22 protein-coding genes and 1 other RNA gene are annotated in these 23,739 nt (G+C 59.4%); 9 read left to right on the forward strand and 14 right to left on the reverse strand.

The window, feature by feature from the left end; all coding sequences use genetic code 11:
* Positions 1-227: 227 nt before the first annotated feature.
* A complete protein-coding gene (locus tag DRW39_RS21590; protein ID WP_116109273.1) occupies positions 228-908 on the reverse strand; it encodes an OmpA family protein in 681 nt (226 codons plus the stop codon).
* Positions 909-976: 68 nt separating this feature from the next.
* The gene (gene crtD / locus DRW39_RS21595) at positions 977-2,470 is read right to left on the reverse strand and encodes a 1-hydroxycarotenoid 3,4-desaturase CrtD (protein ID WP_116109353.1); all 1,494 of its coding nucleotides are present in this window, start codon (positions 2,468-2,470) and stop codon (positions 977-979) included.
* 41 nt (positions 2,471-2,511) lie between these two features.
* Here crtD and rnpB point away from each other — a divergent pair.
* Both rnpB and DRW39_RS21605 read left to right on the forward strand, forming a co-directional pair.
* An RNA gene (gene rnpB, locus DRW39_RS21600) (RNase P RNA component class A) lies at positions 2,512-2,897 on the forward strand.
* Between the two features lie 392 nt (positions 2,898-3,289).
* Positions 3,290-4,867, forward strand: a complete 1,578-nt coding sequence (locus tag DRW39_RS21605) for a sulfatase (RefSeq protein WP_116109275.1) — start codon at positions 3,290-3,292, stop codon at positions 4,865-4,867.
* Positions 4,868-5,704: 837 nt separating this feature from the next.
* Here DRW39_RS21605 and DRW39_RS21610 read toward each other — a convergent pair.
* The 3 genes from DRW39_RS21610 to DRW39_RS21620 all read right to left on the reverse strand — a co-directional run bounded on the left by DRW39_RS21610 (position 5,705) and on the right by DRW39_RS21620 (position 7,496).
* Positions 5,705-6,154 (reverse strand): cupin domain-containing protein, encoded by a 450-nt coding sequence (locus tag DRW39_RS21610; RefSeq protein ID WP_116109276.1) that lies wholly within the window; start codon positions 6,152-6,154, stop codon positions 5,705-5,707.
* A gap of 123 nt (positions 6,155-6,277) precedes the next feature.
* Positions 6,278-7,168, reverse strand: a complete 891-nt coding sequence (locus tag DRW39_RS21615) for an ROK family protein (RefSeq protein WP_116109278.1) — start codon at positions 7,166-7,168, stop codon at positions 6,278-6,280.
* A 118-nt stretch (positions 7,169-7,286) separates the two neighbouring features.
* Complete coding sequence (locus DRW39_RS21620) at positions 7,287-7,496, reverse strand: hypothetical protein (RefSeq protein ID WP_116109280.1); 210 nt, start codon at positions 7,494-7,496, stop codon at positions 7,287-7,289.
* 52 nt (positions 7,497-7,548) lie between these two features.
* Here DRW39_RS21620 and bcp point away from each other — a divergent pair, with 52 nt between their 5' ends.
* From bcp to DRW39_RS21635, 3 genes are read left to right on the forward strand one after another with little or no spacing between them, the layout of a single operon-like run.
* The gene (gene bcp / locus DRW39_RS21625) at positions 7,549-8,007 is read left to right on the forward strand and encodes a thioredoxin-dependent thiol peroxidase (RefSeq protein ID WP_116109281.1); all 459 of its coding nucleotides are present in this window, start codon (positions 7,549-7,551) and stop codon (positions 8,005-8,007) included.
* Positions 8,008-8,634: a LysE family translocator gene (locus tag DRW39_RS21630; protein WP_116109283.1), complete on the forward strand. Its 627-nt coding sequence runs from the start codon at positions 8,008-8,010 to the stop codon at positions 8,632-8,634.
* A gap of 18 nt (positions 8,635-8,652) precedes the next feature.
* A complete protein-coding gene (locus DRW39_RS21635; protein WP_116109284.1) occupies positions 8,653-9,936 on the forward strand; it encodes an NAD(P)-binding domain-containing protein in 1,284 nt (427 codons plus the stop codon).
* On the opposite strand, the gene DRW39_RS21640 is transcribed toward DRW39_RS21635, so the two are convergent.
* The 3 genes from DRW39_RS21640 to ruvC are packed head-to-tail and all read right to left on the reverse strand — an operon-like array spanning position 9,922 to position 11,551.
* Positions 9,922-10,356, reverse strand: coding sequence for an SRPBCC domain-containing protein (locus DRW39_RS21640; RefSeq protein WP_116109286.1), 435 nt, complete (start codon positions 10,354-10,356; stop codon positions 9,922-9,924). The genes DRW39_RS21635 and DRW39_RS21640 overlap by 15 nt on opposite strands.
* Before the next feature lie 56 nt (positions 10,357-10,412).
* Positions 10,413-10,979: a Crp/Fnr family transcriptional regulator gene (locus tag DRW39_RS21645; protein ID WP_116109288.1), complete on the reverse strand. Its 567-nt coding sequence runs from the start codon at positions 10,977-10,979 to the stop codon at positions 10,413-10,415.
* Entirely contained in the window at positions 10,976-11,551 is a 576-nt protein-coding gene (gene ruvC, locus DRW39_RS21650; RefSeq protein ID WP_232830216.1) for a crossover junction endodeoxyribonuclease RuvC, read from the reverse strand. The genes DRW39_RS21645 and ruvC overlap by 4 nt, the downstream gene beginning before the upstream one ends.
* A gap of 209 nt (positions 11,552-11,760) precedes the next feature.
* Here ruvC and DRW39_RS21655 point away from each other — a divergent pair, with 209 nt between their 5' ends.
* From DRW39_RS21655 to thrS, 4 genes are all read left to right on the forward strand, one after another.
* The gene (locus tag DRW39_RS21655; RefSeq protein WP_116109291.1) at positions 11,761-12,738 is read left to right on the forward strand and encodes a lysylphosphatidylglycerol synthase domain-containing protein; all 978 of its coding nucleotides are present in this window, start codon (positions 11,761-11,763) and stop codon (positions 12,736-12,738) included.
* Positions 12,735-13,622: a DUF3108 domain-containing protein gene (locus DRW39_RS21660; RefSeq protein ID WP_232830217.1), complete on the forward strand. Its 888-nt coding sequence runs from the start codon at positions 12,735-12,737 to the stop codon at positions 13,620-13,622. Before DRW39_RS21655 ends, DRW39_RS21660 begins: the two co-directional genes overlap by 4 nt.
* On the forward strand, positions 13,622-14,257 hold the full coding sequence (locus DRW39_RS21665; protein ID WP_116109293.1) for a DUF4230 domain-containing protein: 636 nt from the start codon (positions 13,622-13,624) through the stop codon (positions 14,255-14,257). Before DRW39_RS21660 ends, DRW39_RS21665 begins: the two co-directional genes overlap by 1 nt.
* Positions 14,258-14,351: 94 nt before the next feature.
* The gene (gene thrS / locus DRW39_RS21670) at positions 14,352-16,274 is read left to right on the forward strand and encodes a threonine--tRNA ligase (protein WP_116109295.1); all 1,923 of its coding nucleotides are present in this window, start codon (positions 14,352-14,354) and stop codon (positions 16,272-16,274) included.
* A gap of 346 nt (positions 16,275-16,620) precedes the next feature.
* Here the strand turns inward: thrS and DRW39_RS21675 are convergent, their stop codons facing one another.
* The 6 genes from DRW39_RS21675 to DRW39_RS21700 all read right to left on the reverse strand — a co-directional run bounded on the left by DRW39_RS21675 (position 16,621) and on the right by DRW39_RS21700 (position 23,596).
* A complete protein-coding gene (locus DRW39_RS21675; RefSeq protein WP_157976299.1) occupies positions 16,621-17,025 on the reverse strand; it encodes a GtrA family protein in 405 nt (134 codons plus the stop codon).
* Positions 17,022-17,567, reverse strand: coding sequence for a 5' nucleotidase, NT5C type (locus DRW39_RS21680; RefSeq protein ID WP_116109298.1), 546 nt, complete (start codon positions 17,565-17,567; stop codon positions 17,022-17,024). The genes DRW39_RS21675 and DRW39_RS21680 overlap by 4 nt, the downstream gene beginning before the upstream one ends.
* Positions 17,567-20,755 (reverse strand): efflux RND transporter permease subunit, encoded by a 3,189-nt coding sequence (locus tag DRW39_RS21685; protein ID WP_116109300.1) that lies wholly within the window; start codon positions 20,753-20,755, stop codon positions 17,567-17,569. The genes DRW39_RS21680 and DRW39_RS21685 overlap by 1 nt, the downstream gene beginning before the upstream one ends.
* 9 nt (positions 20,756-20,764) lie before the next feature.
* Positions 20,765-21,964, reverse strand: a complete 1,200-nt coding sequence (locus DRW39_RS21690) for an efflux RND transporter periplasmic adaptor subunit (RefSeq protein WP_116109301.1) — start codon at positions 21,962-21,964, stop codon at positions 20,765-20,767.
* Positions 21,965-22,094: 130 nt separating this feature from the next.
* Positions 22,095-22,865, reverse strand: a complete 771-nt coding sequence (locus tag DRW39_RS21695) for a sulfite exporter TauE/SafE family protein (protein ID WP_232830218.1) — start codon at positions 22,863-22,865, stop codon at positions 22,095-22,097.
* Positions 22,862-23,596, reverse strand: coding sequence for an RDD family protein (locus DRW39_RS21700; protein WP_116109303.1), 735 nt, complete (start codon positions 23,594-23,596; stop codon positions 22,862-22,864). Before DRW39_RS21700 ends, DRW39_RS21695 begins: the two co-directional genes overlap by 4 nt.
* Between the last annotated feature and the right edge of the window lie 143 nt (positions 23,597-23,739).

Here is a 23,739-nt window from a genome sequence, read left to right on the forward strand (position 1 = left end):
CATTCGGCGGAGCTGGAGCTCCGCCACCCTGATCACCCCCGGGTCCCGAAGCTCCAGCTTCGGGCCTCTCACAGCGAGGCAATGAACATAACTGGCTCAGTATTGGGTGCCTCCAAGTAATGCCAACTTCTCCTTTTAGCGGAGGGGGAGCTCCGCCACCGTGCCCTAAATACAAAACGGCGACAGACCGAAGTCCGTCGCCGTTCGCGAAAGGGATAAAGTATCCGTTATTCAGGAACGGTAAGGGTACCGTCCTGGGCTTTTTCCTGCAGTTGCTCGTTGGCGGTGATGCCTACCTCTACGCGACGGTTGGCGGCACGGCCTTCGTCGGTGTCATTCGAGGCGACAGGAAGGGTTTCTCCGTGGCCGACGGTCTGCATGCGCAGGCGATCGATGCCGGTTTCGGCGAGGTAATCGGCGACGCTGGCGGCACGCTGCTCGCTCAGCCGTTGGTTAGACTTATCGCTACCTACACTGTCGGTATGACCGTCGATCATGATGTCGGTCTCGGGGTACTTTTTGAATACGTCGGCCATCCGGGTGAGCTCCACCTTGGAGGCTTCGGTAAGACTGTAGCTACCGAATTCAAAGAGGATTCCGCTATCGAAGGTCACCATGATGCCCTCGCCTACGCGCTCCACTTCGGCACCTTCAATCTGCTCGATCTCTTCGGCCTGCTTATCCATGTAGTCACCGATGACGGCACCGGCCGCACCACCGACTACGGATCCGATGATGGCTCCCTTGGTACCGCTTCCGTTGTTCTTACCGATGATGCCGCCTACGACACCGCCGATAGCACCACCCGCAGCGCCGCCTTTGACGGCTTTGCTGGTATTACAGCCGGTGGCAAATACCATCAGAACGGCCAGTACGAGTACGGTGCATGATTTATAAATAGTCTTCATAATGCTTTGTTGATTTGAATGCATCTACCAAAACAGGGTATGCATACACCATGTTTGGTGAGGCTCCGTTAAGGCGCCTTAACAAGATCCGCCACGATCTTGGCCGATAGCAGGCACAGCGGTACGCCCCCACCCGGATGCACGCTGCCCCCGAGGAAGTACAGTCCGTCAATGTTCCGACTGAAGTTGGGGTGCCGCAGAAAGGCCGCCATCCGGTTGTTGCTGCTGCTGCCGTAGAGCGCACCCTGGTGGCTCCCGGTGAGGGTTTCGATGTCGGGTGGCCGAACGATCCGTTCCGCACGAATATGATCCTCCAGGTTTCCAGCCTCCCCATTATGGCGGCGGAGCGCAGGTAAAAGCCTTTCCCCCAACGTCTTCAGCACCCGTTCCCGAAGGTCCGAAACCAGGCTATCCCAATCCTGGCCGGCGTGGGCGGGGGCGTTGACCATCACGAACCAATTTTCGTGGCCGGGCGGGGCGTCCTGCGGCACCAGCTTACTGCTAACGTTGACGTAAATCGTGACGTCGTCGTGCAGATCACCTCCTTCGAGCTTCTCAAACTCGGAGGCGTAGTCGCGGCTGAAGAAGATGTTGTGCAGTCCTAGCTCGTCAAATTTTCGGTCGATGCCCCAGTAAAAGATGACCGCACTGGTGCTTTTCTGCTGTTTCAGGGTGATACCGGGTTGCTTGGCCTTGGGGAGCAGACGATCGTAGGCGAGCCAGACGTCCATATTGCACACGACGGTATCGAAGGGAAGCTCAACCCCGCTTACCCGTAGGCCTTCTACCTGCGCTCCGCCGCAATAAATTTGCTCCACCCGCTGGCCGAAGTGGTAGCGTACGCCCAACCGCTGGCCCAGCTCGTAGACGGCGGTGGTGATGTCGAACATCCCCCCGGTTGGCAGGTAGGCCCCGAAATGGTGCTCGAAGTGGGGGATCATGCTCAGCAGCCCCGGTGCCTTGTAGGGGTTACTGCCGTTGTAGGTCGCGAAGCGGTCGAAGAGCTGCACCAGCCGGGGATCATCAAAGGCCGCGGCGTGGACGTCGTGCATACTCCGGAAGAGATCCAGGCCCGGGATCTTCAGCATGGCGTAGGCCACCTGCGGATCCAGCCAGGTACCGATCTTGTGGAGGCTCTTTTCGAGGAAGGTGCGACCGGTCAGTTCGTACTTCTCGGCGGCCTTGTCCATAAATTTACGCATCGCCACCTCGCTCACGTTGAAGGTCTGAGCGGCTTCCCGGACCAGGTCATCGGTATCCGCCGGAGCGGTAAAGCGGGTTCCGTCGGGCCACCAGTAGCGGCAGACTTCGTCCAGGCGCGCGTAGTTGAAGTGGTCGCGGGGGTCTTCGCCGGCCAGTTCGAAGAGCTCGTCGACGTACTGCGGCATGGTGAAGAGGGAGGGGCCGAAGTCGAAGCGGTAGCCCCCTTCCAGCGAAAATTCGTGCAGCTTCCCCCCGGGTCCGTCGGCCGCCTCGTACACCTCCACCTCGTGGCCCTGGACGGCCAGGCGAACGGCGGCGGCGAGCCCGGCAATGCCCGCTCCGATGACGGCTGTTTTCATAGCGTCAACAACCCCGCGGCGGCTAAAGGGTTTATACTTCCTGACCGTCCACTCCACCGCTTGTCCCTCGTGGGCAAGAGGAAAGTCCGGGCAACGCAGGGCACCACGCCGGCTAACGGCCGGGGTCTTCCTCCGGGAAGGCACGGAAAGTGCAACAGAAAGCAAACCGCCTCCTTCACGGGAGGTAAGGGTGAAACCGTGGGGTAAGAGCCCACGCCTTCGCGTAGTAATACGGGATGGAGGTAAACCCCGTGGGTTGAAATACCAAACAGCAGTGCGTTCCCTCCGGGGATGCGGCCGGCCCGGTCGAACCCCAGCACTGCGGGTAGGTAGATCGAGCCGTCGGGCAACCGGCGGCCTAGATAAATGGTGGAGCGTCCTTCTTCGGAGGGGCCGACAGAACCCGGCTTACCGGAACGGTCAACTTCGGCCCCATCTTCCTCGGAGGGTGGGGCCGTTTAGTACAACGCGGTCTCCGACCGCGCCGTTCGAAGCAGCCTCCGGCTGCGAAGTACCTAATAGCTAAACCGCAGACTCCAAAGAGGATGAGCGGATTAGCGCCCAAATTTCACCGCTTCCACCTCCGGATCAAGCAGATGCAGACAGGCCTTCGGCCCATCACACCACCAGCCCCCCGGCTCCACGTAAACACGGATCGGCTGCGCCTACTCAGATTAGGGCACGGATGGCCACGGATGATCCCGCATACCTAAATTCCACGGATTTGCGCTCGGCTGCGCGGGGCGTCGTTACCCGGTTGACTTGCTCACGGAAGCACACCCCCTTGTCCATCCCGCCCTAATCCGCTAGCTTTCGTGGATGAGTCGATGCGTGTCCGTTGTTCTACTTGGCTGTTTGTTGTTGGGTTGCCAACCTCGCCCTTCCTCCAACCGGGATCCGGGGGAGCAGCCACCGAACGTCGTATTCATCCTGGCCGATGATTTAGGCTACCACGACCTGGGATTCACCGGCTCTACCTACTACGAAACGCCCAATCTCGACCGCTTGGCGGCTTCCTCCGTCGTTTTCGACCAGGCTTACGCCGGCAGTCGGGTGTGCAGTCCCTCCCGGGCGTCGATCATGCTCGGGCAGTTCACGGCTACCCACGGCATCACCGACTGGATCGGGGCACCGGCGGAAGAAGAATGGCGGCGGTACAATCGGTTCACCTCCCACCTGCCGCCGCAGTATAACCGCGTCCTCCCCGATAGCGCCCTCACCCTCGCCGAAGCCTTCCAGCAGAACGGCTACCGCACTTTCTTCGCCGGCAAGTGGCACCTGGGGGGCGCGGGGAGCATGCCCACCGACCACGGTTTCGACGTCAACGTAGGCGGAAATGATAAAGGATCCCCGGTGGGCGGCTACTTCGACCCCTATGACAATCGCGACCTCCCGAATCGGCTGCCCGGGGAGAACCTCTCCCGGCGGCTGGCCCGGGAAACCAAGGAGTTTATCTTTGGCGAACCGGGCCCCTTCTTCGCCTTCCTCAGCTTTTATGCCGTACACGGTCCCATCCAGACCACGGAGGAGGACTGGCGCTACTTTCGCAATAAGGCCGTGGAGGGCGGTAACGCCCAAAGTGCCTTCTCCATGGAACGCCGCCTGCCCATCCGCACCGAACAGGACAATCCCGTGTACGCCGGACTGGTGCGGCAGATGGACGACGCCGTGGGTATCGTGCTCGACGCCCTGGACTCCCTCGGTATTGCCGACAACACGATCGTCGTATTCACCTCCGACAACGGCGGCGTAGCCAGCGGCGACGCCTACGCCACCAGCAACTTACCCCTGCGCGGCGGCAAAGGCTACCAGTGGGAGGGCGGCATTCGGGAGCCGCTGTTCCTCCGCGTCGGAGATCGTATCCCCCACCAGACTATCAGTGAAGCCGTCATCGGGGCGGACCTCTACCCCACCCTCGTCTCCCTGTCGGGTCTTGACGTGGAGCCGCCCCAGATCATCGATGGCAAGAACCTCATGCCCCTGCTGCGCGACGACGACTGGCCCGAACGCGCACTCATCTGGCACTACCCCCACTACGGCAACCAGGGTGGCGACCCCAGCTCGGTGATCCGGCGCGGCGACTGGAAGCTCATCCACTACTGGGAAGACGGGCACGACGAGTTGTACCGTTTGGGCGGCGGAGCGCAGGAAAAAGCGGATCTCGCAAACGATCAACCCGATCGCGTCGAGGAACTTCGCACCGAATTGTTGACTTTCCTGGAGGACAGGGGTGCCGCCTACCCCCGCCCGGATCCGGAATTTGATTTAGCCCTATTCCGGCAAAAAGAGATCTTCTACCGGGACACGCTCCTGCCCCGCTTGGAAAACCAACGCCGGGAGATGTTCCGGGAAGATTGGTCGCCCAACGCGGACTGGTGGGGCAGCCGACCGGAATAGATCCGGCGGCAATAAGATATCCTACGCTACGGCCTTTAGGGGTAATCGTTGCCCCTCACTTCGCTCGGGTGCGTTCGGACCAGGAGGTCCTCAACCCGGGGTGATAGCACCTAGGGTACGCACGGTTATGGGTGGAGGATTTCCAGTCCGACTGCTCGCGACCGCCGTGTCACACTTATCCCTCGCTCCGCTCGGGTGCGTTCGGACCTGAGGTCCTCAACCCGGGGTGTTAGCACCTAGGGTACGCACGGTTATGGGTGGAGGACTTCCAGTCCGACTGCTCGCGACCGCCGTGTCACACTTACCCCTCGCTCCGCTCGGGTGCGTTCGGACCGGGAGGTCCTCAACCCGGGGTGTTAGCACCTAGGGTACGCACGGTTATGGGTGGAGGACTTCCAGTCCGACTGCTTGCGACCGCCGTGTCACACTTACCCCTCGCTCCGCTCGGGTGCGTTCGGACCGGGAGGTCCTCAACCCGGGGTATTAGCACCTAGGGTACGCACGGTTATGGGTGGAGGACTTCCAGTCCGACTGCTTGCGACCGCAGTGTCACACTTACCCCTCGCTGCGCTCGGGTGGGTTCGGACCGGGGGGTCCTCAACCCGGAATGGCCGGCACCGACTGCGGGAATCGTCACGGGCGGAGGACCTCCAGGTCCGACTGGGAGCTAGTCACTGAGGAGCGGTCATGACTCGGGTTTGCGGTATGGTACCCCTCGCTGCGCTCGGGTGCGTTCGGACCGGGAGGTCCTCAACCCGGGATGGTAGCTTCGAAGATGGCCTCGGTGATGGGTGGCACCTTCGTACTTTGTATTTCGTACTTCAAACCTCGTACTTCCTACAGCGCGTGCGGCGCCACCTTACCGCCCTCCAGCTCCTTCTTATCCTTCCACTGCACGATCATCATCTTACAGGGCTTGCCGTCGAGGGGGCCGGATTTGTGTCCTTTCTCGTCCTTGGTGCCCTGGTCGGCGCCGAAACTGAGTTCGCCCTCGCGCATCTCGACGCGGGTGCCGTCCATGGTTTCTACCCACCAGCCGCCGCTGAGGGGAATGATCCACTGGGGGGCGGGGTTTTCATGCCAGTCGCCATCGAAATCGGCGGGTAGTTCGCTGAAGATGATCTGGGTGGCGCCTTTGGTCAGCTTGTTGTTCCACTGCTTGTCGGAGTCGCCGCCCATGCTCTCAAGGTTGAAGTCGGTGAGGTACTCTTTCTTCTGCTTGCTGGTGCCGTCTTTATCGGTGTAGACGTGCCAATAGGGAATCTTGGGTTTTTCTTGGTCGGCCATGGTTGCGCTATTTTCTGGTGCAACGCGGTTTCCAACCGCGAGGTTCCGCCGCCAGCGCACTCGGAGAGTGCGTTTTACATCGCTGTTGGAAACAGCTTTGTACTGGCGCTGTCGGAGGCAGCGTTATAGCAGGGCGGCGCCGAAGACGCCGGCGGAATCGCCGAGCTTGGGCTTCAGGAATTTGGTGTCCATGCGGGGGTTGAAAAGGTGATCGACCACCTGGGGTACGCCGTATTCGTAGAGCTCGTCGATGTTGCCGAGGCCGCCGCCTAGCACGACGACGTCCGGGTCGAGGACGTTGATGATATTGGCGATGCCTTTGGCGAAGAAGTGGAAGAAGCGTTCGAGGGTGCGCGTTGCCGCCGGGTCATTGCCGCCGCGGTGACGGGGCACGATATCGCGCATGCTCAATGCATTACCGCTCATGCGCAGGTAGTAGCGCTCGAGGGCCGGGCCGGCGATGATCTGCTCCGTACAGCCTACCCGGCCGCAGTAGCAGTGACCGCCGGAGTGGTCGAGGAAGGTATGCCCCCACTCGCCCCCGATGCCCTGTGCTCCGGCTACGATCTTCTGATTCACCACGACCGCGCCGCCCGTGCCGGTACCGAGGATGACGCCGAAGACGACCTTCGCATCCGGTGCCTGCTCGGGGACGCAGCCCATGAGTGTTTCGGCTACGGCAAAGCAGTTGGCGTCGTTGGCCAGGGTGACGGGTTTATTCAGCAACTTCTCCAGGTCGCGGCCCAGCGGCTGGCCGTTCAGGACGACGGTATTGCTGTTCTTCATTAGGCCGGTCGGCGGGTCGATCGTACCCGGGGTACCAACTCCGATGTGCTCGGCGCTGAGGCCGGTAACCTCCTCCAATTGATCGACGACGCGCTTAATATTACCGATGATGTGATCGTAGCCTTTCTCCCGTTCGGTGGGGATACGCCGTCTTTCGATGACGTCTCCCATATCGTCCATTACGACACCTTCTATTTTGGTTCCGCCGAGATCTATGCCGAATTTCATGGTCGTGGTTTCCGCCAAAGTATTGCTTTTTGGTTGAGTTAAGTATTCGTTCCGGCATTCCCATTCTTCCTGCGCACCGCCGCAAAAGTATAATGGATCAGGCAGCGGACGGCTAAGCTCATTCTTTAGGCAGCATGGCCTTCCGTATCAGCAGGTAAAAAACCGGACCGACAACGGGCAATAACAGAATGGCGTACACCACCGAATTACTGAGCCCCGCCGCCGTGCGAGCGGCCATGTCGCGGCGCGCCAGTTTCATGATCGGTCGGTAGATCAGTACGCCAACCAGGATCAGGATGACCAGAATATAAGCGAATTGGGTGGGCACGGTGGGTCTTTATCTTTCTGAACCCGGAGGGGAAGGCCTTGTTTCAATCCGTATGACTACACTCCAAGCTGGCGACCAGGCACCTGCGTTTACGGGGACCCTACAGGACGGTTCGACTGTATCGCTCTCCGACTACGCCGGGAAGAAACTCATTATTTTCTTTTATCCGAAAGACGACACCCCCGGCTGTACGGCGGCGGCCTGTAGCCTGCGCGACTACCACGGCGATCTTAAGAAGGCGGGCTACGAACTACTCGGCATCAGCCCCGACAACCCGAAGAAACACCAAAAATTCATCGATAAATACGACTTACCCATGCCGCTGGTCGCCGACGAAGATCACCGGATCATGGATGCTTTCGGCGTGTGGGGGCCGAAGAAATTCATGGGTCGAGAGTACGACGGCGTCCACCGGACCACCTTCGTCATTGACGAACAGGGCAAGATCGAGCGTGTAATTACCAAGGTTAAGACCAAGACGCACGCCGCCCAGCTACTCGAAGAAGCCTAGATGTTGTGGTTTGTCTGGGAAGGCATTCGGGCGGGTCTGGTACTCTCCCTGCTGGTCGGGCCACTGGTCGTCCTCCTGGTACAGCTGAGTCTGCGCCGGGGCACGGTTGCCAGTTTTGCCGCCGCCCTGGGCATCTGGACCAGTGACGTACTCTACATCTCCCTTTCGCACTTCGGACTGGAAGGTCTCGAACGACTACTCGACTACGAATACATCCACGAGATCGTCGGTACCATCGGCTCTATCCTGCTGATCGGTGTCGGGGTGGTCATGTGGTACCGCAAGCCGCCCAACCTCAAAGCCAAGCGGATCATGCCCTCCCGCCGCGGCCTCCTGAGTGCCTGGTTCCAGGGCTTCGCGCTCAATACGTTCAACCCCTTCACGGCATTTTTTTGGTCCACCTTCGTCGTAACGCAGGTACACAACCGTAACCTACTGTCGTACGAACCGCTGGCGGTATACGGAGGCATCATGGGTACGATTATCATCGCCGACTCGTGTAAGGTGCTCGGGGCACGCAAGATCCGGGAACTGCTACGGCCGGCGACCATGCTGCGGGCCCAGCGGGCGGGGGCGGTTGCCCTCGGGCTTTTCGGCCTACTGCTGGCGGTGAGGGTGTGGTTCTAGACTTCCTATCTTCCTTCCATGAAGAAGCATGCTACCGTGGCGATCATCGGCGCCGGGTGCTCGGGGCTTACGGCGATCAAAAACTGCCGCGAGCGGGGCATGGAGGTCACCTGCTACGAAGCGAACGACGATATAGGCGGCAACTGGCTTTACTCCGAGCAACCGGGGCACAGCAGCGTATGCGAGACTACGCATCTCATCAGCAGTAAATCGCTGAGCGCCTACCTCGACTTTCCGATGCCGGACGATTACCCGGATTATCCCAGCCACGAGCAGGTCCTGGCCTACTTCCGGAGCTACGCCAAGCATTTCAACCTGCGGCCATACATTCAATTCAGCACCCGCGTAACCGGGGCTCATCTGCTCCCGGACCAACGCTGGCGGCTCACGACGGATACCGGCGAATCGACCGAATACGATTACCTGATCGTCGCTAACGGCCATCACCATGCCCCCCGGCACCCCGAGGACGTCCGGGCGGCCTTCACGGGACGGTATCTGCACAGCCACGATTACAAAAACAACCGGTCCTTCGCCGGCGAACGGGTGCTGGTGATCGGGGGCGGCAATTCCGGCTGCGACTGCGCGGTCGAGATCAGCCGACTGGCCCGCCGGACTGACATCAGCATCCGGCGCGCGCACTATATCCTGCCGAAGTTCTTTTTGGGCCGGCCTGTTGATACCTTCAATCAGACACTGCGCTACTTTCCCAAATTCGTTCAGCGGGGCCTACGTCGGCTCACGGTGAAGGCGATGGTGGGTGACTACGGGCAGTACGGACTGGAGTCGCCCACGGTACCCGTGACGAGCACCCACCCTACCCTGAACTCGGAACTCCTCTATAAAATTCGCCACGGCCGGGTACACCCGCGAAGGGCCATCCAGCGGGTAACGGATAAAACGGTCGCCTTCGCCGACGGGACCGAGCAAGAATACGATACCATCGTAGCGGCCACGGGCTACCGCATCACCTTTCCCTTCCTGGATCGGGTGCTGATCGATTATGAGGAAGCGGACCGCATACCGCTGTACCTGCGCATGTTCCATCCAGACTATCCCAGTCTGATTTTTATCGGGCTCTTTCAGCCGCAGGGGGCCATTTGGCCACTCGCCGACGCGCAGTCCAGGCTGGCGGCAGCGTATATGACGGGGTCCTACACCCTACCCCCCGATCTACGCGCCCGCGCCGAGGCAGACAGCGACCGCATCGACCGGGACTTCCAGCGGTCCAAGCGGCACACCATTGAGGTACACTACCACGACTTCATGTACAGGCTGGAGCGGGAACTAAGCCGAAACTGATGCCCGCTCCGCCCGGTCGCGCAGGGCTTCGTTCAGGGCAATAAAACCGGCCTTGGTATCGCTTTCCAACTTCGACCGGAATAGCGGTACCAATATGCCGAGAAAATGCTCGCCCTGTTCGAGGAGGGTTGAGCCGTCCGCCTGCGGGGTGAGCACGAAATAGTGTTCCCCGTCGAATAAGCCCCGAATGCCGAGACTCCCCAGCCAACGAAGTTCGCGGTTGGGGTCGGCCACCAATACGCGGGGTCGGAACCCGGTGCCGGCAATGGTCAATTTCAGCTTGCTCCCCACGATGGCCTCACCGCCGGCCGGCGTGATAAAGGGGTTCCATTCGTCGTAGCGGGGGAAGTCGGTCAGGATCGCCCAGATGCGTTCGGGGGTTGCCTGTATGCGGATGGAAGTGGATAATTGGAGGGGCATAACGATTGCTTTTCTCCAAAATTGGGGGGCCATTACATCCCTCCGGTTGATATAGATCAAGAAGCCCGCCCGGCGCGAATACGGCTCAGCGTCTCCGGGGTCATACCCAGCATGGAAGCCAGGTATTGCAACGGAACGGTGTTAAACAGCTCGGGGTGGTTGGCAAAGAAAGCGTCGTACCGCTGGCGGGCGGTCATGGATAAGAAGGACAGGACGCGATTCTCCAGCGTGACGAAGCAGTGCGCTATAAAGCTGCGCTCGGCCCGGGACCAGCCGGGAATCTCCCGCGCCAGTCCGGCGTAGTCGGCGGCCGAGATGACGGACATCTCGCAATCGGTAAGGGCCGTAATGGTCCAGCGGGCGGGCTGGTTATAAAAGAGCGCCGCCAGGTCAGTGACGAGGTAGCCCGGCAGGGCGATCCACTGGGTCACTTCCTTGCCCTGGGTTTCGGTGTGGATGCGGAGATATCCGGTGCGAACGAAAGCCATGCGGGGGTGGTAACTTCCTTGCCGCAAAAAATCCTCCCCCTTCGCCAGTTCAAGCGGGCTGAATTTGCGAGACAGGCGCTCGAGCTCCGCGGGTGGGAGTTCGAAGAAGTCCTGCAACTGGCGCGGATCGATCATTTCACCCGATCGGCATTCGCCTTGAGGAAGCCCTCCCAGCCGGAAAATCGCTTTCCGCCCGGTACCGCACTGCGGTTCTGGTAGAAGTGGCACATGGCCGCTCCGAGGGCGTCGGTGGCATCGGCCAGGTAGCGGCTGCTATCGAGTTCGAATTCGTTTTCGAGCATGGCGGCCACCTGCTCCTTGCTGGCGTTGCCGTTGCCGGTGATGCTCTGTTTGATTTTGCGGGGGGCGTATTCGGTGACCTCCAGCCCCTGGGCGATGGCGGCGGCCATACACACGCCCTGGGCGCGGCCGAGCTTGAGCATCGACTGGGGGTTCTTGCCGAAGAAGGGGGCCTCGATGGCCATGATCGTCGGCTTGTGCTCCTGGATCACCTGGGTGAGCCGGCGGTGGATCAGTTCCAGCCGGCGGGAATGATCCTTGAGCTGGGCGAGCTTGAGTACGCCCAATTCAACGATGCGGCGGCTGCGGGGATGTACCTCGACTACGGCAAAACCGAGCACCACGGTACCGGGGTCGATGCCGATGATGCGGTAAACGGCCGGTTCGGGAGCTTTTTTGGCGGCCAAGAATAATGTAATTGAGTGAGGTTTACGGGCACAGCCCCCGATTGCCGTAGTCGCGGCAGGGCGATCGAGGTACATCTTAGGCCCGCAAGGTAAGTGGAAAAAGGGCAGGCCAACAAATTTTTAGTTCAACAGCGGACTAAAAACTATTTGATTGAAGTGGGAGAACAAGTCCAGGCTGGCGCTAATCTCGCCGTACTTTGTTGCTTCACATGGTCCGGTCTTCTCGCTTCCTGCCGTCTCCCGCCGTCCGCACCTGGCTGCTCCGAATCCTGACGGTAGCCGTGCTGGCCGTATTTATCTACCAGTTCCAAAAGGTGGCGGGGCAGATCGACTGGCCGCATTTCTGGCGTTCCCTGACCCGGCCCGGAAACTGGCGCTACCTCGCCCTCGTCGCCGTGCTTATGCCCGTCAACTGGTTGCTCGAAACGCGCAAGTGGCAACTCCTGCTGCGGGCCTTTCTGGACTGGCCCTTCGCCAAGGTATTCCGGGCCACGCTCGCGGGCGTCAGCGTGAGCGCGGCTACTCCGAACCGGATCGGCGAGATCGGCGGACGCATGCTCCTGGCGCACCGGGAGGAATGGCCCGCCGTAGTAGCCTCCTCGATCCTGGGAAGTTTGTGCCAGTGGGTGGCCTTTCTTCTGCTGGCCTGGCCGGCGCTGGTGATTACGGTGGGGCGGCTTCCCCAGATAGACATCGGCGTTTCCTACGGTTGGTTTTTACCCATCGGCCCCCTCCTGCTGCTGGTGGCGGCCATCGGGGGGAAGCCGCTGTTGCTGCGCGTAGTGGACTGGAGCGAGGGTCGGTTTGTCCGCGACGCGACGACACTCCGCGAATCCCTGACTAAAGTTAAGCTTTCGCTAATGTCACGCAGCAGCATCTACGCTACGCTGCGTTTTGTTGTTTACTGTGTGCAGCTGTACGTGTTGCTGCGGTTTTTCGGACTCGCACTGCCCTTTCTCGGCGGTATGGCCGGAATCATGGCGATCTACCTGGTGCAGGCCGGCATTCCGTTACCGCCCGGCCTGAACCTGGTGACCCGCACGGAGCTTGGATTATTGCTCTGGTCGGTGGGACCGGAGGGATCGATTGCGGTACTGGCAGCATATACGGCCCTCTTCTGCGTTAATGTATTACTGCCCGCCGTGCCTGGTTACTGGTTGATCGTGCGTAAAAACTATTCCCGATGAATTCCCTGGTGTTGAAATCTTTCCTGCTGTTGTTCTTGGCGCTGCCCGGCGTGACGATGGACCAGGTTGGGACGGCACCTTCCTCCGTCGACCAAGGCGCTTATCCTGCGCTCCGCCGCCAAAACGATCCGCCGGTTGCTGACGTCTGCTCCATTGACAATACGAGCTTTCAGGCCGGCGAGGAGATCGTGTACAAACTCTACTACAACTGGAACTTCGTGTGGCTGGCCGCCGGGGAGGTTACCTTCAAAGTCACGGACCTGGAGGACAGCTACCGCATCACGGTGAAGGGGCGTACCTACCCGAGCTACGAGTGGTTCTACAAGGTAACCGATAACTATACCAGTTACCTGGATAAGGAAACGCTGCTGCCCAAGATCCACATCAAGGACATCCAGGAGGGGGGCTACCAGAAATATGACCGTACCACCTTCTTTCAGGACGAGGAGCGCATCATCAGCCACCGCGGTCGCACCCGCGAGGATACCAAGCCAAAATACATGGACGTCGATCCCTGTATGCATGACCTGATCTCCATCATCTACTTCACCCGGAACCTGGATTACCAGGCGCTGGACGAAGGAGACGAGATTCCCATCAAGATCGTAATGGACCAGGAGATGCACCCCCTCAAGATCCATTACCTCGGACCGAAGGAGAACGTGCGCATCAAAGACAGCGGACGCTACAATACGCTGCGCTTCAGCCCCCAACTTATTACCGGGGAGATGTTTAAGGAAGGTGACGAGATGAAGATCTTCGTGAGTGACGACCGGAACAAAATCCCCCTCATGATCGAGTCACCCGTCACCGTCGGCAGCGTAAAGGCGGTGCTGAAATCCTACAAGAACCTCCGCCACCCGATGGAGGCCAAACTCGACTGATGAATCGTACCGTGCTTACGCTCCTGGTTGTCGCACTGTCCTTCCTGCTGGGCATGGCCGCGCTGACGCTGTGGCAGAATCACCGCCAGGAGCAGACGGTGCAGGAAGAAGCCACCATCCTGCTGGAGCGCGTACGCAACGTCATGAAGCTGGTGACCGTGGAAGGCGACGTCAGCGAGATATTCAACTCTACTTCCTCGCGCAACGTGACGCTGTATTTACCGCTTCCTTCCCAATTCTCCTTTGAGAAGCAGGCGACGGTGGAAGTGCGCGGCACCGTGTTGGTCGGCTACGACCTGGAACAACTGGATATCTCCCTCGACCCAGACGCCCGGGTGATGACCATCCGCAACCTCCCCGACCCGGAAATCCTCGCCATCGACCACGAAATGACGTACCGTAACCTAAATGAAAGCTGGTTCAACACCTTTACGGCCGAGGATTATAGCCGCCTGAACCGCCGGGCCAAGGAGCGCCTGCGCGACGAGGCGCTGAGCAGCGATCTGTTGCAGCGAGCGCGGGAACAGGGCAATTCGGTGCTGGAGGGTATTACTTACCTGGCGGAGTCGGCCGGCTACGAGGTGGTGGTGGAGCAGTCCGCCGGCCGCATCGCCCCGGATGGTCTTGACGAATAGGTCGCGGCGGCAACTTCTCCGGCCACCGAAGGCCTTTCTTATTACCTTCGCGCCCCGAATCCTGCGTCCGTATGCAGGTAAAAACCCAAGCCCGATGATCGACATCACCCTCCCCGACGGCAGCGTCCGCCAATTTGAAGCCGGCAGCAGTGCCATGGACGTTGCCCAGAGCATCAGCGCCGGACTGGCCCGTAACGTACTCAGCGCCCGCGTCAACGGCACCATCATCGACGCCGATCGGCCCATCCACGAAGACAGCAAGGTAGAACTCCTTACCTGGAACGACCAGGGCGGCAAGGAGACCTTCTGGCACTCCACCGCCCACCTCATGGCCGAGGCGCTGGAAGAATTGTACCCCGGCGTGAAGCTCGGCATCGGCCCCGCCGTGGAAAACGGCTTCTATTACGATATCGACACCGGCGACGACCGCAGCATCAGCTCCGAAGACCTGCCCCGCATCGAGGAGAAGATGCTGGAACTGGCCCGCCGGAAGGTGGACTACGTCCGCAAGGACATCAGTAAGGCCGATGCCATCGCCTACTTCAAGGAAAAGCAGGACCCCTACAAACTGGAATTGCTCGACCGCCTGCAGGACGGCAGCATCACCTTCTACACCCAGGGCAACTTCACCGACCTCTGTCGCGGCCCCCACATCGCCAACACCGGGGCCATCAAGGCCATTAAGCTGATGAAGGTAGCCGGGGCCTACTGGCTCGGTGACGAAAAGCGCAAGCAGCTTACCCGCATCTACGGCATTTCCTTCCCCAAGGCCAAGGAGCTAAAGGAGTACCTCGATATGCTGGAAGAGGCCAAGAAACGCGACCACCGCAAGCTCGGCCAGGAACTCGAACTGTTCATGTTCAGCGAGAAGGTCGGCGCCGGCCTGCCCATGTGGTTACCCAAGGGCACCCAGCTCCGCGAACGACTGATCAATTACCTGAAAGACCGGCAGGAGGATGCCGGCTACCAGCAGGTGACCACGCCCCACATTGGCAAGAAGGAACTCTACGTCACCAGCGGCCACTGGGATAAGTACGGTGCAGACAGCTTTCAGCCCATCAAGACACCGAAGGAGGGAGAGGAATTCATGCTCAAGCCCATGAACTGCCCCCACCACTGCGAGATGTACAAGTTCCGGCCGCGCAGCTACCGGGAGCTACCCCTGCGTTTCGCCGAATTCGGTACCGTCTACCGCTACGAGCAGACCGGCGAACTCCACGGACTCAGCCGCGTGCGGGGCTTCACCCAGGATGACGCCCACATCTTCTGCATGCCCGAGCAGGTCAAGGGGGAATTCATCGCCGTGGTCGATATCGTGAAAGAGGTCTTGGGCATGATCGGCTTCGATGACGTGACCGCCCAGATCTCCCTCCGCGACCCCGAAACCCCCGAGAAGTATATCGGCAGCGAGAAGAACTGGGAAACCGCCGAGCAGGCCATTATTGATGCCTGCAAGGAGATCGATATGAAGACCGTCACCGCCTATGGTGAAGCGGCTTTCTACGGGCCCAAGCTGGATTTCATGGTCCGCGATGCCCTGGGCCGACAGTGGCAGCTCGGTACCGTACAGGTTGACTACAACCTGCCCGACCGCTTCGAACTGGAGTACATCGGCCGGGACAACCAGCCGCACCGGCCCGTGATGATTCACCGGGCCCCCTTCGGGTCGCTGGAGCGATTCACCTCCATCCTGATCGAGCACACCGGCGGTAAGTTCCCGCTCTGGCTCACGCCCGAGCAGTTCACCATCCTGCCGATCAGCGAGAAATTCAACGACTACAGCCAGGAAGTCCTCACCGAGCTAGCCAGGCACGACATCCGCGGCTCCGTCGACGACCGCAACGAAACCATCGGTCGCAAGATTCGCGACACCGAGCTCAAACGCATTCCCTTCATGCTCATCGTGGGCGAAAAGGAAGTGGAGAACGGGCAGGTGGCCGTGCGTATCCAGGGCGAAGGAGATAAGGGGGCTATGACGGTGGCGGAGTTCGTGGCGTACTTTCAGTCGCAACTGTAGTATCAGGTTTACCACAGAGTACGCAGAGGGTTTCACAGAGGAATCACGGAGATGCTGTCACGAACGACTCTGTGATTCCTCTGTGAAGCCCTCCGTGCAGCGTAGCCTCCGTGGTGAACCAACGAGCCGAAGGCGAGCTGTCCCTGCGGTAAATCCGTGTCTATCCGTGCCCTAGCGTAGCGATCCGTGAAATCTGTGTTTCAGACAATACAAAACGAGCCGAAGGCGAGCATCCCCCTCTGTGATTCCTCCGTGCGGCGTAGCCTCCGTAGTGAACCACGAGCCGAAGGCGAGCCCCCCGCGCTCGGCAGACAAACTCCGCTACGCTCCGTTTGGCGGACGAGCGCTACCGCCCTTCAAACACCCGTCGCTTCCCGTAATAATTATAAAAAAACACCACCCCCGTAGCCACCCCCTTGATCAGCCACTCCCGATCCCCCAATAAAGGGAAGGAATGCAGGCCGTACACGATGGCCGCATCCAGAAAAAGCCCGCCCAAACTGACCAGCATACTGAGCGCGAAGGCGGACCGCAGCGATCGCCGCAGCTCGAAGACGAAGTAGCGCTGCAGAAAGAAATTGAGCACCACGCTGCTCGAGTAAGCAATCAGGGTGGCAGGAAGCGGAGGCAGATAAGTATCTACCAGAAATAGATACAGCCCGTAGTTGATACCGGTGGCCACCAGCCCGGTCAGGGCAAAGGGGAGCTTCTTCCAACCGAAGTCCCATACTTTTTTGGCCGTCTTTTTCACCCTTCCGAGGCCTGCTCGGCCGCCCGTTCCTGACGGAAGAAATCGCGGACTTCCAGCCAGTTCGCTACCCGGTGGTAGCCGGTGTCGTGGACATTATGGGAAGCGGTGAATAGCAATCCCGTCCCGTTGAACGTGCGCAGGTTGCTGACCTTATCGTCGATCATATAGTCGCCGTGGACGATGCTCTTATTACCGCAGAAAACGATACGCTCCCAATGGATGAAGGGCATATGCTCTTCGAGCCACTCCCACTTATCGGTGAAAGAGTGCTTGAACTCGGTAGCGGCGGTGACAACGTAGACTTCGTAATGTTCGTACAGTTCGCTGACTACCTCGCGGGCGTCCTTCATGACCGGCAGATCCCGGAAGAAGCCGGGATTACGCAGTTCGTCGCGCATCGACTCGATGCCGGGCAGGTCGTAGATCCGCTTACCGTAATACTCCTTCGGGTCGATCTTCCGACCCTGCTGCTCTTCAAATAGCTGATGGTAGCGCTGGTAGTTATCCACCATCACTTCATCCATATCAATACAAATACGCATCAAACATCCACTTTTGTAATACCGATGGGCTTGTCGTGATCGATTCCGTCCTCACCCAGTTCGCGGTAGGCGGGCTCCACTTCGTGGTAATCCAGCTTTTTGCCGGTCGTGATCCGCTTGACACCTACCCGGCTCCGGTTCAGCAGCACGATAAGGGCGGGAAGCAGCAGGAGCAGCACTATGGTAGAAGCCAGCAACCCGAAGGCTACCGAAATGGCCATGGGGATTAAGAACTGTGCCTGCCGGCTGGTCTCCAACAGCAGCGGCGCCAGTCCGGCGAAGGTCGTCAGGGTGGTGAGCAGGATCGGCCGGAAACGGCTTTTACCGGCATCGTTGAGGGCATCCATCATGTTCATACCGCCGCGGATATTATCGTTGTAGGTAGCAATGAAGACCAGTCCGTCGTTGACGATTACTCCGACCAGCGCGATCATGCCCAGTCCGGAGAAGAGGGAGATCGGTTTGCCCATGAGCCAGTGCCCCAGGATCACCCCGATCAGACCGAAGGGTAAGAGCGAGAACAGGATCGCGGCCTGCCCGGCCGAGCGGAAGGTCAGCGCGATCACGAAGAACATCAGCCCGAAGACGACCGGTAGAACGATCTTCAGCGAGGCGGAGGTCTTCATCTGGTCGCGTACCTGCCCGTCGGGCACGGTGGTAACACCGGGGTAGTTGGCCAGTACGGCGGGAATGATCTCATCGGATACCGTAGCATTGATATCCGTCACGGATACCGCGTTTGTGGCGATGTCCGCTTCCACCTTGATCTCCCGCTGTCCGTTCGTGTGGTTGATGGCAATCACGCCGCGCTGGGGTTCCAGATTAACGATTTCCGATACGGGGTACTCGCCGCCGTCCGGCAGGCGGACACGCATATTGTTCAGGTCCGCGATGCTTCGGCGGCTGTTCTCACCGTAGCGCAGCCATACCCGTACCTCGTCTTCGCCCCGCTGCAGTCGCTGGGCTTCGGCACCGAAGAAACCGGAGCGTACTTGCCCGACGATATCCTGTAGGTCCAGCCCTAAATAGCGGGCCTTATCCTTCAGCGTGATGTTGATCTCCCGCAGGCCTTCCTGGTCGTTGTCCACCACGTCGGTCAGTTCGGACATCTGCTCCAGTTCGGCTTTGACGTCGGCCGTAGCGCGCTCCAGTTGCTCGATGTCGCTACCGACCAGGCTTACACTGACCGGCTTACCGAAGAAAGAGTTACCGCCGTAGCTCAGCAGTTCGGCCTCCTCTACGGTACCGACTTCATCGCGGATAGCATTCTGCACCGTACGCACGTCTACTGGACCTCGCTCCTCGCCCGGTAACAGGGCCACCTCCAGGCTTCCCTGGTAGGTCGTCGGGCCGATCGCCACCTCGATGCGGGTCACGAGTTCGCGTCCGTCGTCGTAGAGTTCGGCACTCATGCGCTCGTTCACCCGTTTGGAGGCATCACGGATGCGCTCCAGTATCTCCAGGGTCTTCGTCTCCGGCGTACCGGCGGGCAGTTGCACCGCGATATCTACTTCGTCGCGTTCGATGGTGGGGAAAACCGTGGTCAGCACGAAGCCACCCCCTACCAGTCCGATACTCAGGAATAGGACCGCCAGGCAGATTGAAAGCGTCAAAAACTTGAAGCGCATGGTCCAAGCCAGCACCGGGGCATAAAGCGTGTCCCGGAGGAAATTCATCAGCCAGTCAAAGCTACGCTGGACCTTATTCGGCTTCACGTCCTTGTCCAGGGCCTTCGAATGGGCAATGTGAGTCGGCAGGATGATCGCGCCTTCTACCAGACTGAAGATGAGCGAGAAGATGACCACGATGGCCATTTCCCGGAAGATGTCCCCGAGTCGTCCGTCGATAAAGAAGAAGCTCGAAAAGGCAATGACCGTGGTCAGGATGGCCGCGAAGACCGCACCGAGTACATCTACGGTACCGTTCAGCGCCGCCTTGATGCGGGGTAATCCCTTCTCGTGGTAACTATAGATATTCTCCCCGATGACGATACCGTCGTCGACCAGGATGCCGATTACGATGATCATGCCGAATAGCGAGATGACGTTCAGCGTAATGTCCAGCAGGCTGGCGACGATGAACATACCGGCGAAACTGATCGGAATGGAAAGTGCTACCCAGAAGGCCAGGCGCCAGTGGAGAAAGACCGCCAGCAGGACGGCGACGATAACAAAGCCCATGATGCCGTTCTCCTGCAGCGTGGCCATACGTTGCCGCAGGGTGATGCTCGCATCGCTGATCACCTTGGCCTGGATGGTCGCGCTCTCGGCGTTAAAGGTTTCGAGGTAGTCCTTCACCTTGTCGGTGATGGAAAGCATGTCCTCCTCCAGGGTATTCTGTACGTCTACCCGTACACTGGGCAATCCGTCTACCCAGCCGCGGTTGGGCTGATCGGCCCAGCGGTCGCGGACTGTAGCGACCTGTCGCAGGCGTACGGTTCCGCCGTCGGGGGTGGTCTTCACGACGATGTCGCGCAGTCCGTCGGCGTAGTATTCTTTATTCCGGGCCCGCAGCAGGAGCTCTTCGTCGAGTCCCTTTACCGTACCGCCCGTGACGTCCACGTTCGTACGGCGAACGGCATCGGCTGCTTCCTGAAAGGTCAGTTCGTAGGCCCGCAGGTCGGCCTCCCGAAAGGCGATCTCGATTTCCTCATCCGGGAAACCCGACATTTCCACCTTGGAGATGCCGTCGATGGCCAGCAGGTCGTTTTCTACCTGCCGGGCCGTAGCTTTCAGCGCCTTGAGGTTGGCCCCCTCGCCGGTGAGGGCGAAGGAAATGGCCCGTCCCAGCCGCTCCTGCTTGAAGATGACCGGCGGCTCCATTCCCGTGGGGAAGCTGCTTACTCGGTCGACCTCATTTTTAACGTCCTGCAGAATGATGTCCGCATCGTACCCCTTCAGTACTTCGACGGTGATCGTTCCGCTGTTTTCGGAGCTCACGCTCGTATAGCGCTCGATGCCCGTCAGGCCTTTCAGATTCTCCTCGATCTTATTGACGATACCTTCTTCCACCTCCTCGGGGCCGGCCCCCGGGTAAACAACCTGGATGAAAATCTCGCGGCTGGGCGTTTCCGGGAAGAAAGTCGACTTCATCTGGGTCAGGCTCAGCACCCCCATGATGAGCAGGCCGAACATCAATAGGTTGGCCGCTACCGGATACTTAATGAAGTAGTTGATAAATCCTCTCATCGGTCGGTTTTACTTCAGGCTACTGGTAGGTTGCGAATTGCCAACTTCCGTGGCTTCCGCGGAAGGCGACTCCGTATTCTCGGTTTCGGCAATACGCACCAGCATGCCGTCGAAAGCGCCGGGTACCGTACTGGTGAGTAGGTGGGTACCGTCAGACAATCCACTGACGATGGCCGTCTGGCGGTTGTTCTTCTCGACGGTAACGGGTACCAGGGTCAGCAGGCTATCGTCGCGGACAACGTATACTTCTTCCTCATCGATCAGCAGCGTGCGGTCTATCTCGACGACATTATCCAGCGTACGGGCCGCGGCTTCCCCGCGCATATACATCCCCTCGCGCAGGTTTTTACCACTCACCCCGATGTACACCTCCACGGTTTGGGAGCCGGCCTGTATCTGGTCGCTGATCCGCCGGATCTTACCCGTCCATTCCCCTTCGATATCTTCACTGTAGAGGGTTACCTGGCTGCCGGTCTCGAGGTATTCCAGATCGGAAAGCGGTACGGTGGCCACCATCTCGTAGTAGCCGGTGGCCATCAGTTCGCCGAGTGCCTGTCCGGAGCGGACGACGGCTCCCTGATCGATCATCACTTCCGTGAGAACACCGGAGAAGGGAGCGTAGAGAACGTATTTGCTCAGTCGCTCCTCCAGGCTCTTGATGCCGTAATACTGGGTATAAAGATTGCGGCCGGCTACGAAGAGCTTTTCGGCCTGATCCACCGCGGTGGGCAACTCCGGTACCGGCTCGTCCACACTGTACTCGTCCAGGTAGGATTCCCAGGCCGCGAAGCTTTCAGGATAGTCGATCTTCAGATCGGGCATGATCGAGGCGATCGCGTTCATCAGGGTCGCCTTCTGTGCCTGTAGGTTCAGCCGCGCCTCTTCGTCGTCGATTTTCAGGATCACCTCCCCCTTGGGAAAATAAGTTCCTTCCTTAAGGGGCCGGCCGGTTTCCAGTACGGTACCGCCTACTTCGCTGAACAGCTGAATTTTATTGTAGGCCTGCAGGCGCCCCTGCACGTCGAGGGTAGCCGCCAGTTCGCCGTTGGTGATGCGGCGGGTTTCCACGGTACGCGTCCGCTTTTCGACGGGCTTCCGGGGAGCATCTTCCTTCATGGTGAATAACCACATCATGCCGAAATAGCCCACTACGACGATGGCCAGACCAACCAGCGCTTTCAAGAGGTTTCTTACGGTAGATTTCTTCATAGCTGAGTTATTGGGGTGCCGCACGCCATTTCATAAACCTCAGGGTGCAGGTAGTGTTGCAAATGGTTCAAATTTAGATCCTTGGCGAAGAGGTATTTATGGGCGACGCAGCGCAGGTAAAAACATTTTCTCAAAAGGGCCAGAAGGCTTTGGCGATAGCCGCTACGATGACGACGACCAGTAGTCGGTACGACCACACCCCCGCTTTGGGATGGTTGGCCGCGTATCGGGCGGTGAGGTATCCCCCCACCGTTTGTCCGACCGCCATCAGCAAGCCGAATCTCCAGTCGATGACACCCTGCCAGGCGAAGATAAGCACGGCCACGGAGGTGTAAATCAGCACCACGATACCCTTCACCACGTTCGCCTGGATGATCTCGTACTTCGCGACCAACACCATCAGCGCCAGAAAGAAGATGCCCATCCCCATCTGGATGAATCCCCCGTATATGCCCAGGGCAAAGAAGGCCGGTATCCCGATCCAGAGCGATAAGGATTTCTCCGCCTGCGCTTCCCGCAACCACCGCTTCGGATTGACCAACACCACCAGTAACATAACGAAGAGCAAGTACCGGAAGATGGACCGGTAAGTAGCGTTATCCACTACCAGGCTCAGCCATATACCGACGATCGCCCCTAAAGTCGAGACGATCACGATCGTCCACATTTCCCGTTGCCGCACCGGCGACAGCTTCAGCCGTCCCGCCCGGTGAAACGCCCAGGTGCCCGCCATGCTCTGCGTGACGATGCCCACACGGTTGGTTGCATTGGCCACCGTACCGGGCAGGCCGAGCACTTCCATCAGTATGGTCAGCGTGATCGCCGAACCGTTACCGGATAGGGTGTTGATGCCCCCCGCCAGAAGCGATCCTACCAATGCAAGCGTGTATTCCAGGATCATCGGGTCAGTACGATATAGTCAAGCAATAAGGCTTCCAGAAAGGCTTCGTCCGAATCCGGACGATCTCCTTCGGCGACGTCCAGCAGGCCGGCAATCCGTTCGGCTAGCTCACGGAGTGCCTGGCGGTGGGCCCGGTTTCCGTAAAGCCGGTGGCGCGTCAGGGTCTGTTTGACCAGCAGCATATCCTCGTCGCTGAGCCGCTGCACGGCGGGAAAGCGCGCCTCGTGGTCAGCCCGTTTGCGAATCGTGAGGATGTCGCGCAGGCTGACTCCCCCGAAGTGCTGGGTATTGATGACCACCGTCCGGGCGATGAGATCGCCGAGCCGTTGGTTTTGGCTGCCCGTCACGATGAGCAATACGGCCAGCACACCGCCGGTAAAAACGACGTCCAACAGCAGGAACATCGAACGGATCAGAAAATCGGCCGGCGTAGGATCCTCACCGTCCAGGCGGATGATGCGCAGTTTCAGGATCTTTTTTCCCACCGTCTGCCCGCGGCTCAGCATCTCGGAAAAGAAGAAATACAGGATGAGGTAGAAAATGATCCCGTACTCCCGCACGACGTGGAGGTTGAGGTCGGCACCCAGCAATTGAAGGCAGAGCAGCAGTAGAAAACAGCTAAGCAGGATGACAATCAAATCGATCGCGAAGGCTCCGATACGAAGCCCGATACCGGCCGTTTCGTAATCGATGCGGACATTCTGCGTAGTATGTATGGTAACGGCGGGCATGCTGGGGCGGGCAAAGTTACTAAACCTTTAAAGGCGTACGCCGATGGATATTTTACACTCCTCGCCGCGTATTAGATAACGGACGTAACCCACCGGAAATGCCGCGAATTTGTCGGCTTGAATAGCTGCCCGGTTTCGGTCAA

Origin of the sequence: Lewinella sp. IMCC34191, assembly GCF_003390935.1 — a bacterium.
GTDB lineage: Bacteria > Bacteroidota > Bacteroidia > Chitinophagales > Saprospiraceae > Neolewinella.

Bases quoted from the DNA above. Each gene is read 5' to 3' on its own strand.
- DRW39_RS21590 (WP_116109273.1), bottom strand. From the start codon at position 908: ATGAAGACTATTTATAAATCATGCACCGTACTCGTACTGGCCGTTCTG.
- crtD (WP_116109353.1), bottom strand. From the start codon at position 2,470: ATGAAAACAGCCGTCATCGGAGCGGGCATTGCCGGGCTCGCCGCCGCC.
- DRW39_RS21605 (WP_116109275.1), top strand. From the start codon at position 3,290: ATGAGTCGATGCGTGTCCGTTGTTCTACTTGGCTGTTTGTTGTTGGGT.
- DRW39_RS21610 (WP_116109276.1), bottom strand. From the start codon at position 6,154: ATGGCCGACCAAGAAAAACCCAAGATTCCCTATTGGCACGTCTACACC.
- DRW39_RS21615 (WP_116109278.1), bottom strand. From the start codon at position 7,168: ATGAAATTCGGCATAGATCTCGGCGGAACCAAAATAGAAGGTGTCGTA.
- bcp (WP_116109281.1), top strand. From the start codon at position 7,549: ATGACTACACTCCAAGCTGGCGACCAGGCACCTGCGTTTACGGGGACC.
- DRW39_RS21630 (WP_116109283.1), top strand. From the start codon at position 8,008: ATGTTGTGGTTTGTCTGGGAAGGCATTCGGGCGGGTCTGGTACTCTCC.
- DRW39_RS21635 (WP_116109284.1), top strand. From the start codon at position 8,653: ATGAAGAAGCATGCTACCGTGGCGATCATCGGCGCCGGGTGCTCGGGG.
- DRW39_RS21640 (WP_116109286.1), bottom strand. From the start codon at position 10,356: ATGCCCCTCCAATTATCCACTTCCATCCGCATACAGGCAACCCCCGAA.
- DRW39_RS21645 (WP_116109288.1), bottom strand. From the start codon at position 10,979: ATGATCGATCCGCGCCAGTTGCAGGACTTCTTCGAACTCCCACCCGCG.
- DRW39_RS21655 (WP_116109291.1), top strand. From the start codon at position 11,761: ATGGTCCGGTCTTCTCGCTTCCTGCCGTCTCCCGCCGTCCGCACCTGG.
- DRW39_RS21660 (WP_232830217.1), top strand. From the start codon at position 12,735: ATGAATTCCCTGGTGTTGAAATCTTTCCTGCTGTTGTTCTTGGCGCTG.
- DRW39_RS21665 (WP_116109293.1), top strand. From the start codon at position 13,622: ATGAATCGTACCGTGCTTACGCTCCTGGTTGTCGCACTGTCCTTCCTG.
- thrS (WP_116109295.1), top strand. From the start codon at position 14,352: ATGATCGACATCACCCTCCCCGACGGCAGCGTCCGCCAATTTGAAGCC.
- DRW39_RS21680 (WP_116109298.1), bottom strand. From the start codon at position 17,567: ATGCGTATTTGTATTGATATGGATGAAGTGATGGTGGATAACTACCAG.
- DRW39_RS21685 (WP_116109300.1), bottom strand. From the start codon at position 20,755: ATGAGAGGATTTATCAACTACTTCATTAAGTATCCGGTAGCGGCCAAC.
- DRW39_RS21690 (WP_116109301.1), bottom strand. From the start codon at position 21,964: ATGAAGAAATCTACCGTAAGAAACCTCTTGAAAGCGCTGGTTGGTCTG.
- DRW39_RS21695 (WP_232830218.1), bottom strand. From the start codon at position 22,865: ATGATCCTGGAATACACGCTTGCATTGGTAGGATCGCTTCTGGCGGGG.
- DRW39_RS21700 (WP_116109303.1), bottom strand. From the start codon at position 23,596: ATGCCCGCCGTTACCATACATACTACGCAGAATGTCCGCATCGATTAC.